A 14,894-nucleotide genomic window follows, 5' to 3' on the forward strand; every position below is an offset into this window, starting at 1 on the left:
CCGCCTCTGCCAGCTCCGGGGTATCGCGGATATGGATTTGTCGGCCGGGGTACAATCCGTACAGATGCGAAACATGCCGATGTCCCGGCTCCGCTTCCTCCCAATCGACAAACCACTCCTGCAACTGCCCGTGACGGCCCATTTGATAAGGCAGTAGTCGTTGCTGAGTCTCTTCACAGCGGTTGCGGAACTCTTCGTCTAATTCCAGCAGATCCGCTGCCTGAATGCAGTTGCCGAGCAGTTCCCGGATCAGTGTCATATCCATAGTAGAACCCATGGATATACTGCACTCTTCGCCGGACGATGTGATGAATTTGTTTTCGGGTGATGTGGAGGGAGAGGTAACTAGCCAGCCATCCGGGCCTTCTATGAGCCAATCCATACAAAAGGCAGCCGCACCCTTCATCAGTGGATAAGCCTGTTCCGCCAAATAGGCTGTATCCTGCGTGAACAGATAACGTTCCCACAGATGGGCGGTCAGCCATACACCCCCTAACGGCCAAAATGCCCAACTGGCGTGGCCCCCTGACGGTCCGGCGTATCTCCACAGGTCTACATTGTGGTGGGCTGCCCATCCTTGAGCGCCGTAATTGACGGAAGCCACTCTGCGTCCCGTGCGGCTGATTTCTCCAACCATGTGCAGCAGGGGCTCATGGCACTCGGCAAGATTGCATATTTCAGCCGGCCAGTAATTCATCTGTGTATTTATATTGGTTGTATAATTACTGTTCCACGGTGGCTGCACCCGGTCATTCCAGATGCCCTGGAGATTGGCGGGCTGACTGCCTGGGCGTGAACTGCCCATGAGCAGGTAGCGCCCATACTGAAACAACAGCACCTCCAAACCCGGGTCCGCCTCCCCTTGCTTATAACGCTCCAAGCGCAGATCAGTGGGCAGAATCAACTCTTCGGTTCGAGTGTCGCTCCCAAGCTCCAATGCGACGCGTTCGAACAGCGTGCGATGATCCTGCTCATGCCGTTGCCGCACCTGCTCGCTCCCCAGCGATATCGCCTTATCCAAAGTGATCTGGCAGGCCTCTGCTGACTCCGCCGGATCACTATCGGGCATCACGTCGAATCCCCGAAATCCGGTCGCCGCCGCCAAATACACCGTGAGTGTATCGGCGCCCGAAACGATTACTGTTCCGTCATCCTTCGCCGTTACGATTCCTCCCTCGGAAACCATCCTCACCTGAACTGCAAAAGCCATGCCCAGATCATGCTCGTAAACGACCGACTGCGGATGATCACCGTGATCATTGGATTCCACATGACTGGGCGCTCGTCCGTTCAGCGTAATACAGTTCCTCGTTGCTTCATCGGATAGCCCCTCAGCCACATCGCTATCCCATTGGGATAAAACAGCAAAATGTTCATCCTCGCCTGACTCATCTTCACAAGGATGGGGCGTCGTTATACGCACTGACGCATTAATCTGCCCAGCCCTATCCGCAGTCAGCGATACCATGATGATTCCATCCGGGCTACTTGCGATAACCTCACGCGTATAACGGATGCCATCGCTATGAAAAGCAACTGCTGCTGTTCCGGTCGGTAAGTCCAGTTCCCGTTCATAATGCGTGATTTCCCCGAAGCCCTTCTGCGTAATCCACAAATCTCCCAAAGGCTGATACGCTTCTGTATCGCAACCCAGCATATGCGTATTGATCAGATGTTCCGCATCCTTGTATTTTCCAGCTGCAATCAGTTCCCTGACGGGCTTCAAGTATCGCAAAGCATCATACTGAACCCCATCTCTGGGAAATCCGGACCAGAGCGTGTCCTCGTTTAATTGCAAACGCTCCTTCCTGATCCCGCCAAACACCATAGCGCCGAGTCTCCCATTGCCGACGGGCAATGCTTCTTCCCATACCTCAGCAGGTTGGCGAAACCATAACCGCAGGGACTGCAGTTTTTCCCCTTTTGTCACATCAAACCCTCCCCACCTGAGCTAAAACAGAGCGCCAATCCCGTATTGCCCCTAGGACAAGCGCTCTATCATCCGGCATTCAAAGCTTGGTTAAACGGATTCGTTATTTAGAGGCCTTCCCGCTCCATAGCTCCACTCTGTCCTTCACCAATTGCGTGTACTGCTGTTCCATTTGCACAGCGCCAGCCGCATCCAGCTCTTTAATCATGTTGTCGTACACGGTGTCAAAATTGGAGGTCGGTGCCAAAATAGCCTCCGGTATACGCTTGCGGATAATATCCGTCGTTTTTTTGAACGTAACGTTATAGTTGGATTCATTGTCTGTCGTCAGGTTATAGGCTGCACCCCATGGCTTGACGTCAAATTCCTTTTCGCTCGGAAAGAGGTCCTTCCACGTTTTTACGCCATACGCCTTGAGCGACTCCTTTTCCGGCTCTGAATAGGCTGCGATAATTTGTTCCGGAAATTTGGTAGTATAGTAGTTCCCCGTAGGATCTTTCACACCATCACCATAGTGTCCGCTGATCAGCGTGTACAGATCCATTCCGCTTGTTTTGTTGAAGCTGGTGGCGTTGTTCGTTTTTTGCTCCAGTATATTTGCTGGAATGATACGTTTGCCGTCCTTGATCTCATAATGCTTGCCTTCGATTCCCCAGTTCACCAGCACCTGTCCTTCATCGGAAGCCAGATAATCAAGGAACTTAATGGCCCGCACCGGATCCTTGCAGCTCTCTGTAATGCCTACACCATAACCGGACATGAAGCCTGCATCCTGAAAGGAATGATCCTTATATTCCTCCGAAAGTGTAACCGGAAAATGCGCATAGCTGGCATCGGCCTTGCCTGACGTTTTTAACGCATTTTCAGCTTCCAGATAGCCCCACTCCTGGTCAATCAGACCGAGGACGCGACCGCTGGCAATTTTGGATTTGTATTGGTCACTTTTTTGCACAAAGGATTCCTTATCCAGCAGCCCTTCATTGTACATGTGGTTCAACCAGCGGAAATACTCCTTTTCCTCCGGACGCTTGTAATGAAGCTTGGCTTCAAACGTCTTGGGATCAATAAAATATTCACCATCGTCCGACGCCCCTGTCGTCTGGAAGGCAGGATTTGTTACGGTAATCATGATTCTCCAGTCATCCGCATCCAGCGTGAGAGGAATGGTCTTTTTACCGTCAATGGTCGGATGTTTGGCTGCATAGCTTTTGAGTACGTTCTCAAAATCCTGTAATGTTTTCACCTTCGGATACCCCAGTTCCTTAAGTACCCTGTGTTGGATTTCAAATCCACCCGTCGCATCAAAGCTCTTCTGCCCCACACCTGCGTACGTAGGAATGACATAGATGGCCTGATCCTTGTTGCTGTATTTCAGCCGATCCATATAGGGACCGTACAGCTTTTTGAGATTCGGCGCGTGCTCGTTAATCAGATCCGTCAGATCAATCATCGCTCCGGCATCCACCAGCTTGCTGACATTTGCTTTGGCAGAAACCAGATCCGGGTACTCTCCACTCGCTGCCATCAAGGAAATGCGATCATTCCCGCCCCCGCCGCTGACATCAAATTCAGCATTCAGGGTTACACCCGTTCTTTTCGTGATTTCCTTGCCTATTTCATCCTTCATGCCGCTCCATTGCGGGCTCGAATCAGCCCCAAAAAAGCTAAACGTAATCGGATCGGTTCCACTGGATGAGCTTTCCTTTGCTGCGTTTTGGCTTGTGCCACAGCCTGCCAGTGCAGCAAGTGATACCGCAAGCAAGGGAATGAGTGCAAATCTGGACCAGTGTTTTTTCATGTTTCAAACCTCCTGTGTTTTTAATGATTGGACTGTTACGATTTCACTGTTATGATTTACCTGTTACGATTTAACTGCGCCCAGCGTCATGCCGCCTACAAAATACTTTTGCAGGAATGGATATACCAGCAGGATGGGGAGCGTAACCGTAATCGTAATTGCCATTTTGATGGATTCTGGCGAAATCTGTGCCATTTGCTTCGCCATATCATTGCTGTTGGTCATGCTGGAGCCGCCTTGCTGTGTACTTTGCAGTACCTTCATCAGCTCATATTGCAGCGTCGTCCATTGCGCGGCTGTCCCGTTGTACAAATACGTATCAAACCACGCGTTCCATTGGTTCACCGCCAAAAACAGAGCAATTGTCGCGAGCACAGGCTTGCACAGCGGCAAAATAATTTTCCAGTATATTGTAAAATCGTTCGCTCCGTCCAGCTTGGCAGACTCCTGCAGCGCATACGGCAAACCATCCATAAAGGAACGAATGACAAATACATTAAACGCGCTAATCAACGTCGGGAAAATATATACCCAGAACGTGCCCAACAAATGCAAATCACGCATCAAAATAAACACCGGCACCATCCCGCCGGAAAAATACATCGTCAATGCCAGAAACGTGGAAATGAACTTGCGGGCGCGAAAATCGACCCGGCTTAACGTAAATGCAAGCATGGATGCACAAATGAGCCCCAGCACCGTTCCGACCACTGTACGTAAAATCGATACCTGCAGACCCTGAAGAAGGCCATCGTATTGGAAAATCGTTTTGTAATTTTCGAGTGTAAACTGGCGGGGCCATATATAAATGCCGCCACGAACTGTGTCCGTCGAATTATTCAAGGAAATTGCAAGTACGTTCAGAAATGGATACAGCGTCACTACCACGATTAAAGCCATGAGGATATAGTTGAACAAATCAAACATCTTTTCAGACCGGGTCGCGTTAAAAGCCTTGTTCGTCATTTCGCCTCTCCCTCCCTACATGATGCTTTCTTTGGTCAGTTTCTTGAATATGCCATTTGCCGTAAACAACAACAGAATGCTGACCAATGAGTTGAAAATACCGATCGCCGTCCCGTAAGAGAAGCGGCCCAAATTAATCCCGTAATTCAATGCATACAAATCCAGCACTTCGGAATAATCCGTTACGAGGCTGTTGCCCAGCAGGAACTGCTTTTCAAAACCGTTGCTGACCAGATGCCCAATCGCCATAATAAACAGAACGGCAATGGTCGAGCGGATGCCCGGCAGCGTAATATGCCACATCTGTCTCCAGCGGCTTGCCCCATCCACACGCGAAGCTTCATACTGCTCCTGGTCTATTCCAGTGATCGCGGCTAAGTAAATAATCGTATTCCAGCCCGTCTCTTTCCATATGTCGGAAGCGGTTACAATGTACCAGAACCAGCTCCCCTTGGCCATAAATTGAATCGGCTCATCCACAATATGAAGCGCTATCAATATATCGTTAACGATCCCCCCATCAATGGACAGCAACTTGGTAACCAATCCGGCAACCACCACCCAGGATACAAAGTGCGGAAGGTAAGATACCGTCTGCACGAAGCGCTTGAACATCATTCCCCTCAGCTCATTTAACAAAATTGCAAAAAAGATCGGTACAACAAAGCCAAATACAATGCCCATCAGGCTCATCGCCAGCGTATTGCGTAATACCAGATAAAATCGTTCATCCTGAAAAAGCTCAACAAAGTTGTCGAATCCCACCCACTTCTGATTCCAGAAGGATTTGGCAGGCTTATAATTTTGAAAGGCCATCGTCCAGCCCCACAGCGGAAGATAGCTAAAAACAAACACCCATATGACGAAAGGAATGGACATAAAATAAAGATATTTTTGCTGCTTCACACTGTCCCACAAGCCTTTTTTGCCACGTCCGGGCTCCGGTCCGCGTCCCTTACGCGGTCTGCCCCGATTGGATTCAGGAATCACAGCACCGGTATTGGAAGCGGTTTCAGTTGAAGATTCCATAGCAAGCTCCTCCTCGTATGTAGTTACTATTATCATACTGTGCCGGATCAGAAGCTGATACCCGACGAATTAGGAGAAAAATCAGTTCAAAATTAGATATATGGGGGGTGGAGTTGAAAATTACGTTTGTGCCACTACGCATGCGGATGGTACTTCCCATCGCTGTTGCCCCCGGATTTCTTTGAATAAGCACACAATGGTAGAAATCCGGGGACAAAGGCGAACGCTATCGCTTGTACAGCACCATTCCGCCTGCTCCGTTTTTATGTGAATTTCCTGAGGAAAATCTTATAAAACAAAAGACCAGCAATGTAAGCTGGTCAGAGGTAAAGGATAATGCAATCTTTAGAATGTTAAATCACCTCAATCATATTCTGCAACCAATTGGCGGGTATATGGATGTCTGTCCGGAGCAAATAATTCCTCTTTTACAAACTCATCCACCAAACGGCCTTCGTGCATGACCAGCACCCGGTCACACATATATTGCACCACAGGTAAGTCATGGGATATAAACAAATACGAAAATGCCAACCTGCCCTGCAACTCCTTGAGCAAGTTTAGCATTTCTGACTGAATTAAGGTGTCCAGGCTGGATGTGGGCTCATCCATTATAATGAGTGCCGGTTCCACGCTAATAGCTCTTGCCATACAAAGTCGCTGCTTCTGTCCACCGCTGATTTCATGCGGATATCTATCCAGCAGTTCACGTGATAAGCCCACACACTCCAGCAGCTTCCCTGCTATTTCTCTTCTGTCTGGACCACAGTCCTTCAAAAAAGCTGGAACCTTTTGTTCCAGCTGATCCAAGGGCTCCATGACAGATTCCAGCAAACGGAATCTTGGATTCAGCGCTGCAGACGGGTTTTGGAATACAGCCTGTATCTGTCCTTTATAACGTTTTAACGATTCCCGGTTGCCCGCTTGTACAGGATTCCCCTGAAACCAAATTGTTCCCGAATCTACACCTTGCATGAGCATGATACAACGTGCCAATGTGCTTTTCCCACAACCGCTTTCACCGATCAGACCCACACATTCACCCGCTCGAATCGTCAGCGCTACCCCGTCGAGCACTTTGTTCTTTTTGCGGTAAGATTTTTGAATGTCCTGCACGACTAGAAATTCAGGTACAAGTCTCGGGTTCATAAACATTTTACCGCCTTTCTATATGGTTTCATGCACGGCTTCCGTTGATGGACGCAAGGATGGAATGGCTTCAATCAGCCTTCGGGTGTAGGGCTGTTTCGGGCTGTTTAACAATGACAACGTGCTTCCCGTTTCAATAACCTGGCCTTCTCGCATTACAGTGACTTGATCGGCATAACGCTTGACGTTTCTCAGATTATGGGAGATGAACAAAATGCCACATCGGGTGCGTTCTTTCAGCTCTGAAATGATGCGTAAAATTTCGTTGGCATTCGTTTGATCCAATGCTGTGGTAGGCTCGTCCAAAATCAGCAGCTTGGGTTCCAGCATGATGACTACTGCAAGCGAGACCCTCTGTAGCTGGCCCCCGCTAAGCTGAAATGGGTAACGGTTATATATTTCTTTTGGCAATCGGACGTGTTCGAGGGCTTGCACAATGCGCTCTTTTCGATTTTTGCGTTCCGGCATATCCAGCATATCCTGCATATGATGTGCTTTTAGCGTTTCGTCCAATTGTTTGCCTATAGTAATAAACGGAGTCAGCACACTGGCATAGTCCTGAAAAACATAAGCGATTTCCTTGCCTCGTAGACGTTCTCTATCTTTCTTGGACAGAGCGAGTAACGAGCTTCCGCACCATTCGATCTTGCCGGATTCCACCCAAACCGTGGCAGGGAGCAGATCGCCAATGGACAGCGAGGTCATACTTTTTCCACTCCCACTTTCACCAATCAATGCATGACACTGTCCCGCGCTAACGGATAAATCGAGATCACGCACAATTGTGCCTTGCCCAGACTTCAGATGCAGGCCGGCTATTTCCAGCAGGTTCATCATTTCACTTCCCCCATGGTCGAAGATCCAGACTATTCCGTAACTGATCCCCGATCAGATTAGATAAAAGGACGAACAGCATAATGGCTACACCGGGAATGACCATCGCCAGCGGAGAACTGTGGAAATAAGCCCGCCCTTCATTCAGCATCGCCCCCCATTCGGGAGCAGGCGGCTGTAGTCCGAGTCCAATATAGGATAAAGCCGCGATCATTAAAATGATTTTGCCCATATCCAGTGTGGCTACGACCACAATTTCTCTGAAAGCCGCTGGCAGCAAATGCCGGAGGACCAATCGAAACGTTGGTACTCCGCTCAAGCGGGCACTGTAGATATATTCCTTCTCTTTTTCTGCCATCAGACTGCTTCTCACCAAACGAGCGTAAGCCACCCATTTTACTAATACAATCGCAATCATCAGGTTGACAATACCCGGCCCGAGCAAGCCCGTCAGTACGATGGCAATCAAGTAATCAGGAAAAGCCAAAAAAGAATCCGACACCCGCATGAACAAGCGGTCTATTCCTTTGCCCATCACCCCTGCGATTACCCCAGCTGGAATACCAATGCTCAGAGAAAGAATAAGAATCATCAAACTCGCACCAACCGTATTTCTCCCCCCATATACCAACCGCGACAGCACATCTCTGCCAAGGCCATCCGTACCCAACCAATGCTCGCCGCTTGGAGATTGAAGTCTTCGAGCGAGCGAAACGAGCAACGGATCATTTTTCATAAACTCCGGCAGGATGAACAATGCAGCTATTCCACCGATAAACAACAATAAAGGAAGTCGGGATTTACTCAATGTCCTCCCTCCTTCAAGCGGATTTCAGGATTCACGTATCCCACTGTTACATCCGTCACCACGTGAAGCAGCATAATGATAGCACCCATAAATAAAATGTATCCCTGAATGATCGGGTAATCCCGGTTATGAATAGCTTCCACAATAAACTTTCCCAGTCCCGGATAGGCGAATATCGTTTCTACCACGACACTTCCCCCCAGCAAGCTTCCCACACTGATACCAAACATGGTCATGACTGGAGTCAAGCTATGGCGACACGCATGCAACCAAAAAATACGCTTCCTTCCAATTCCTCTGGACCTTGCGCCCAGGATAAAATCCTGACTCAAGCTGTTTAACAGACTGGAACGAATAAGACGTACATATACCGCAGCCATCGTCAGTCCCAATGTCAGCGAAGGCAGCATTAGATGCATCAAAGTGCCGTTGCCCATCGACGGGAAGATCGACCACCGTACCGAAAATCCCTCAATAAGCAGAAGTCCTAGCCAAAAGCTGGGGATGGATGCTCCCATGATCGCGAGTACCCGGCTAACTCGATCAATCCACTTCTTGGGATACAAGGCAGAACAAGCGCCTAACGGTACCGCAACTGCGATCAGCACCACAATGGAAGTAAATGTTAAAAGAAGCGTCGCAGGCATCCTCGTCCATATTTCTTCTGTTACCGGACGATGTGTCATGTAGGAAGTTCCCAAATCCAAACGAATAAATTTTGAGAGCCATTCCCAGTATTGCACGATAATCGGCTCATTCAGGCCCATAATCTGTCTTTGGATTTCCACTTGCTCGTTCGTAACTGCTACATCATCTACACGAAGCAATTGTCGCACAGCATCTCCCGGAGCAAGCTTGATTCCCGCGAAGCTGATGAGCGATAGAATAAAAATAAACAGAAAAAACTCGATCAGCCTTTTGCCAAGCAACTGAATCATTTGGCTTCAACATCCAACTGATTGGTGAGCATGTAGTATTCGCTTTTACTGGTTACCCAGTTTTTCACATTGTCTTTGTAAACAACCAGCGTGTTCGGATGCACCATATAGGAATAGTACGTCTGGTCATTAATTCGCGTGAGCGCCTGAGCTATCAGTTCATTTCGTTTTGCTGTATCTACGGTTTGATCCAGCTGGTAAATCCATTTATTCAACAATTCATCGTTTATTTTTCCATAATTCAGCGTTCCGTCCGGTAAAAACGATACATTCAAAAAGTAGCTGGCATCCCCCCGGGGCGCAATCAACGGACTGTACATGCCCAAATCCCAGGTCGTATCGTTCATTAAATAGTCTTCGTAATTTTCAACCTGCTCGATTTGCAGCGTAATCCCTAATTGCTTGGCTTCCGATTGCAACGCCTGTGAGAAGATCGGGAACTCGGCTCTGGATGCGTAGGTCACCAGCTTTAAGGTTAAGGGCCTCCCGTTTTGTGTGACTTTGCCGTTGTCCACCTGAAGTCCGGCCTCCTTAAACCACTTGAGCGCTTCTTCAGCCCCGGTCTTGCGGGTTGGATATTTCGGTACGAACGGGAAATCAGGCAAAAATGGACCTTGTGCCACCGTAGCTTGTCCGCCCATAATGGCGTCCTTCAGCTCCTCGCGATTGACCAAGGCATCAAAAGCCTTGCGCACCTTCTCATTTTGGAGCAAAGGCTTTTTCGTGTTAAAAATCAGCTCATGTGTGCGCAAGCTAACCACGGAGTCCAACCTGAGCTGAGCGTCTTGCTTCATTTTGTCCATGCTTTCAACAGGCGGGCGATAAACGATATCTGCGTCACCGGATAAAATAGCGGATAAACGCGCATTCGCATCTTCGTTAAAAGCAAAAACCGCCCGATCCAGCTTGGCCGCCCCACTCCAATATCCATCATAACGGGCAAGCTTTAATGATGTGCCTGCGGTGAAGGACTCCACTTGGAAAGGCCCTGTACCGATTGGCTTTTTATCCGGATCTGCTGCTTCCGTGTCCAGAATGGCTGTGTTGGGATGAACAAGCTCGGATGGGAACTGCGGGAATGATTCTTCCGTGACCACACGCAGCGTTTGCCCGGAGGCTTTCATGGACTTAATTCGCAATACCTGCTTAACCCCCGGATTCAGCTCTATCGAGCGTTCCAGCGATTGCTTGACTGTCTCTGCGGTCAGTTTTTTTCCGTTTTGGAAGGTGACACCGTTACGAATCTGAAACTCCCAATTTTGACCGTCTTTGCTCGACCACTGGGTAGCCAGCCACGGCTGGATTTTTACGTTCTCGTCCAGCTTAACCAACGTTTCCACGACTCCGGCTCTTAACGGCGTGTAATCCAGGCTGGGGTCAACGGTCTGACTGGCAAAGTTAAACAGGAAGGTCAGTTCTTTCTTTGCCTGCTGCGTTGCTTGCGTTGAACTCTCTTTCGTACCGGAACAAGCAGCCAGTAAAGCTATGCTCAAAAGCATACATACCATTGGGATGAATCTTCTTTTTTTCATATTTCCCCTTCATTTCTCTATCGTTTCCTTCCATCATACCTTCCTTTTTCTTGTCATGACCTGACCCACTTGAGCTATATCCGCCTTCTAACATTGAACATTTTGTGACTTTCATCATAGTTTCCTTCGTACGAAGGCAAAAAAAATAGCCTCCCAGCACAAATATGCCGGAAAGCTGATATTGATTTATTTTACCGTGATCGTCCCGTAGTACATGTACATGCCACAATTATACTCATATACCCCTGGTTTCAGGTCCTTGACGGTAAAATAATTATTTTCGTGATCCAGGAAAACGTCCATTCCGAGCTTCAACGACTGTACTTCGTCAATGCAAGTAAAGGATGTCATTTTCTTGAAATTGATTTTGGTCGGAACGCCGGCTTTCACTTCAATATTTTTAGGATAAAAACCGTCCCCTTTTACACCCACTGTAACAATCTCGTATTGGGTCTTGTCTGGCTCTTCCTGAGCTTGTTTAGGTTGACTGGCCGGAAACGACGACGCGCTCCCCTGAAAATAAAACAAGACAAACCCGCCCATGATCAGCGCTACAAAACCAATCAGCAGCAAATGCCAATGTTTAGAGATGAGTGCTTTCATTCATATCAGCTCCCTCCAGTTGATTGTCTACATGTGACGGATCAACTCCAACCAGTATATAAAAATTAATCAAAATTTAAAATACCTCATTCGAGCTATATTGTGAAAATAGTGTCACAAAACAACAGGGTTATGGCTTGAATTTGGGATCATCAGGAACAAGCCCCATTTCCAACGCGTATCTCGTCAATTGTACACGGTTCTGAACATGCAGCTTCTGCAAAATATTTTTCAGATGATTTTTTACCGTATACTCTGAAATACCGTATTTTTCAGCGATTTCCTTATTGGTCCACCCTGCGGCCACCCCATACAAAATATCCTGCTCTCTTGAGGTAAGATGGACCTGCGGTTCCTTTTTTGCCGTTTTTGCCGTTATAGTAACGTCTTTCAAGATTTGAAAAGCCAGCTCCCGGCTCAGCGGTGCTTCCTCATTCACAATAGAATGCAGGTACTCCAGCCATGTGGAGGGCGCTATGTTTTTTAACAGGTAGCCTTGGGCCCCCCGTTTCAAAGCTTCAAGCAGATGAATCATATCATCCGACACGGTAATCATCACTATTTTCACATATGGATACAAGAGCTTAATCCGCTGTGTAGCCTCCAGCCCGTCCATTCCGGGCATCGAAATATCCATCAGGATCAAATCCGGCAGCCATTGCCCGGTAAATTCAATTGCTTTTTCACCGTTGTCTACCACACCGATGATTTCAAAGCTTTGATCCATGGCTAATATTTCACAGATAGCTTCACGAGCATGAGCAGAATCATCTACGACCAGCACACGGATATGCGTCATTGGTGTTCTCCCTCTTTGGATATTTCGACTGTGGTATACGAAGAATCTGACAAAAACCGAAGCGTCCAGTTCATATCCTCCGCTCTTTCCTTCATGATATTCAGACCATATCGATCTTTAAACTGAAAAGGATCAGCGGTCAAGCCTTTGCCGTTGTCCTTGACGATAACTTTCCATTGATCTTGGTCACCTTCCCCGGTAATCCATCCTTTGGAAGCCCCTGAGTGCTTTTCAATATTAACAACCGCCTCACGAATGCAAGCCAAAAGCTCTATCTTCTCTTTGGGAGTCAGGGCGGCATCAGGAATCTTCCACTGAATATCTACATGCACAGGAATTTCGTGAATCATTTGCCGCACCTTGTAATCCAGGGATTCGTTGGTTGTCAGCATTTCGTCGGGGGTTGGATCAAATCTTAAATTGGCAATCGCCTGACGAACATAGCGGTTCACTTCGTGGACGGTCTTTCTGATTTTATAAATATCCTGACGATATTGCCCTTGATCGCCGTTGTGCTCCAGCCGATCCACTTTGACGGACAATAAAAAAAGGGATTGAGCTATCCCGTCATGCAGCTCCCTGGCAAGCTCTTCTCTCGCTTCAAAGGCGGCTTTGGCCGCGCGTTCGTGTTGCAGCTCCATCTGAATACGCTCCAGCATATGAAAAAGCTTGGTCAACAGCGTTACACTGACCAAATACAAGATGACCGGAGTAAGCCAGTTGCCCACATTCATTGAGATATAAGAGAGCAAAAATTGATGTCTCACATATTCCCAAGCTCCAACCGTTAGTGTAGGTACAAATAAAATCATCCATTTAATTTGTTTATACGTCATACGAGCCTCCTTGCAGCAGTATGAAAAATGCACCAACCAAGCAGATCAGTGGTTTAAACCGTTCCGAGTGTCTTTAGGCCTCACAAGCATAACTTTTTTGCTGATTGAGAACAAGCTTGATCCAACAGCCGATAGAAAAGTAAAAGAAGCCGGACATATCTGCGCCGGCTCCTGATGCTGGAATTATTTTATCGAGGCTTGATCTTTCCTATGATGTCACAGACGCGGATGATCCAGCTCATACAGGTTACGGTATCGGGGCTGCTCCTGCCAAAGCTGTTCATGACTGCCTCGCATGGAAATGCCGCCTTGCTCCATAAAGATCACCTCGTCCATATGCTCCATACCTGTCAGATGATGCGTGATCCAGATCAGTGTTTTGCCCTCCAGCACACGAAACATCGTCTGCATAAGCTCATGCTCTGTCAGCGGGTCAAGCCCTACCGTCGGCTCATCCAGTAAAACAATCGGATGATTTTGCAGCAAAATCCGCGCCAGTGCAATGCGCTGCCTTTCTCCACCCGAAAAACGAAGGCCCGTTTCCTGCATCCGGGTATCGTAGCCCTCCGGTAAAGAATCAATCAAAGCTCCAAGCCCCACCTGCTCCGTTACCGCACGCACCTCTTCCAGCGAAGCATCGGGTCGCCCCAATCGAATATTGTTCGCCACCGTCGTATCGAACAAATACGGCTGCTGGTTTAATACCGCAAACAAGCTGGAGTATGCTCCACCCGTATAGACGGGTGTACCTGCGACAGTGACGCTCCCTTCATCCGGCTGCAACGCTCCCTGAATGAGGTTCAGCACCGTGGACTTGCCCGCACCGCTGCGGCCAAGCAGCGCAACCTTGCCTCCCTGCGGCACGCGCATGGAAATATTGCGCACGCTCCAAGCCTGTTTTTCCGAATAGCGATAGCTCACGTTGTCCAACAACAGCTCGCCTGCGTTGCCAGCTTGATGCACAGCAGCATGTGTCCCCGTTGCTTCAGCTGTGATATCTGCTGCTCGCTGTCCTTTATCCACAGCAGGTGTATGCGTATTTTTCTCCGTATCCTTCAATCGTCGCAGCGAATCCTGATACTCCGGTGCATGAACCACCGCTTCTCCGGCACGAACAAAGGCATCCAGCAGCGGAAAGGCCGCCAGCGCAAAGGAGGCCAGCCATGTGGCTTCAAGGTGATTTTGTGCTACCAGCCCTCCGGCCCATACGGTCATGATCACAATTCCGCCGCCGACAACGCATTGTGCAATCCAATGAGAGCGCCACTCGCCCCGTCGAAGGGAATTTTCCACCATAGCAGCCTTGTTTTGCCGCCCTGCAAAGGAAGCGAGAAAATGCTCAGTCCGCCCGCTCAGCACCAGATCACTCATACCGAACAAAGCATCGGTAAGCTCCTGGTATGCTTTGCTCCGTTCCTGCTTGAATGTTCGCCGTTTGGCGAGTGAGGTCCACAGCGATATGGCCGGGGCAATCAAAAGCAAATATGCACAATACAACGCCATCAGCAGAGCAAAAGTTCCGTCCATCCATCCAAGCGCTGAGATGCCTGCCGCATAAATCAGCAGCGCCGATAAGGCAGGCAGGACCAGCTTCAAATAGATATTTTGAAGCTGGTCAATATCCTCCGCCAGCAATCCCAGCAGGTCCCCTGTACGGAATTTGCTGCGGATC

13 protein-coding genes are annotated in these 14,894 nt (G+C 48.6%); all 13 read right to left on the reverse strand.

Annotation, left to right across the window (positions count from 1 at the left end; genetic code table 11):
* Positions 1 to 1,930, reverse strand: a 1,930-nt coding sequence (locus WG8_RS20625) for a glycoside hydrolase family 95 protein (protein WP_007432182.1), incomplete at its 3' end; no start/stop codon positions are given.
* 103 nt (positions 1,931 to 2,033) lie between these two features.
* Complete coding sequence (locus tag WG8_RS20630; protein ID WP_007432183.1) at positions 2,034 to 3,728, reverse strand: ABC transporter substrate-binding protein; 1,695 nt, start codon at positions 3,726 to 3,728, stop codon at positions 2,034 to 2,036.
* 63 nt (positions 3,729 to 3,791) lie between these two features.
* Positions 3,792 to 4,694 carry a carbohydrate ABC transporter permease gene (locus WG8_RS20635; protein ID WP_007432184.1) on the reverse strand — a complete coding sequence of 301 codons (903 nt, stop codon included), beginning with the start codon at positions 4,692 to 4,694 and terminating at the stop codon, positions 3,792 to 3,794.
* A gap of 15 nt (positions 4,695 to 4,709) precedes the next feature.
* Positions 4,710 to 5,723 carry an ABC transporter permease gene (locus WG8_RS20640; protein WP_007432185.1) on the reverse strand — a complete coding sequence of 338 codons (1,014 nt, stop codon included), beginning with the start codon at positions 5,721 to 5,723 and terminating at the stop codon, positions 4,710 to 4,712.
* A 363-nt stretch (positions 5,724 to 6,086) separates the two neighbouring features.
* Positions 6,087 to 6,872 carry an ABC transporter ATP-binding protein gene (locus WG8_RS20645; RefSeq protein ID WP_007432186.1) on the reverse strand — a complete coding sequence of 262 codons (786 nt, stop codon included), beginning with the start codon at positions 6,870 to 6,872 and terminating at the stop codon, positions 6,087 to 6,089.
* An 18-nt stretch (positions 6,873 to 6,890) separates the two neighbouring features.
* Complete coding sequence (locus WG8_RS20650) at positions 6,891 to 7,709, reverse strand: ATP-binding cassette domain-containing protein (protein WP_007432187.1); 819 nt, start codon at positions 7,707 to 7,709, stop codon at positions 6,891 to 6,893.
* A 1-nt stretch (position 7,710) separates the two neighbouring features.
* A complete protein-coding gene (gene nikC, locus WG8_RS20655; RefSeq protein ID WP_007432188.1) occupies positions 7,711 to 8,514 on the reverse strand; it encodes a nickel transporter permease in 804 nt (267 codons plus the stop codon).
* Positions 8,511 to 9,452 carry a nickel ABC transporter permease gene (gene nikB / locus WG8_RS20660; protein ID WP_007432189.1) on the reverse strand — a complete coding sequence of 314 codons (942 nt, stop codon included), beginning with the start codon at positions 9,450 to 9,452 and terminating at the stop codon, positions 8,511 to 8,513. Before nikB ends, nikC begins: the two co-directional genes overlap by 4 nt.
* A complete protein-coding gene (gene nikA / locus WG8_RS20665) occupies positions 9,449 to 10,960 on the reverse strand; it encodes a nickel ABC transporter substrate-binding protein (RefSeq protein WP_007432190.1) in 1,512 nt (503 codons plus the stop codon). Before nikA ends, nikB begins: the two co-directional genes overlap by 4 nt.
* A gap of 210 nt (positions 10,961 to 11,170) precedes the next feature.
* A complete protein-coding gene (locus WG8_RS20670) occupies positions 11,171 to 11,587 on the reverse strand; it encodes a cupredoxin domain-containing protein (RefSeq protein ID WP_007432191.1) in 417 nt (138 codons plus the stop codon).
* A gap of 130 nt (positions 11,588 to 11,717) precedes the next feature.
* Positions 11,718 to 12,386, reverse strand: coding sequence for a response regulator (locus tag WG8_RS20675; RefSeq protein ID WP_007432192.1), 669 nt, complete (start codon positions 12,384 to 12,386; stop codon positions 11,718 to 11,720).
* Complete coding sequence (locus WG8_RS20680; RefSeq protein ID WP_007432193.1) at positions 12,383 to 13,222, reverse strand: sensor histidine kinase; 840 nt, start codon at positions 13,220 to 13,222, stop codon at positions 12,383 to 12,385. Before WG8_RS20680 ends, WG8_RS20675 begins: the two co-directional genes overlap by 4 nt.
* Positions 13,223 to 13,438: 216 nt before the next feature.
* On the reverse strand, positions 13,439 to 14,894 hold a 1,456-nt coding region (gene cydC / locus WG8_RS20685; protein ID WP_007432194.1), incomplete at its 5' end, for a thiol reductant ABC exporter subunit CydC.

It is taken from the genome of Paenibacillus sp. Aloe-11, assembly GCF_000245715.1.
In the GTDB taxonomy this organism is placed as follows: domain Bacteria; phylum Bacillota; class Bacilli; order Paenibacillales; family Paenibacillaceae; genus Paenibacillus; species Paenibacillus kribbensis.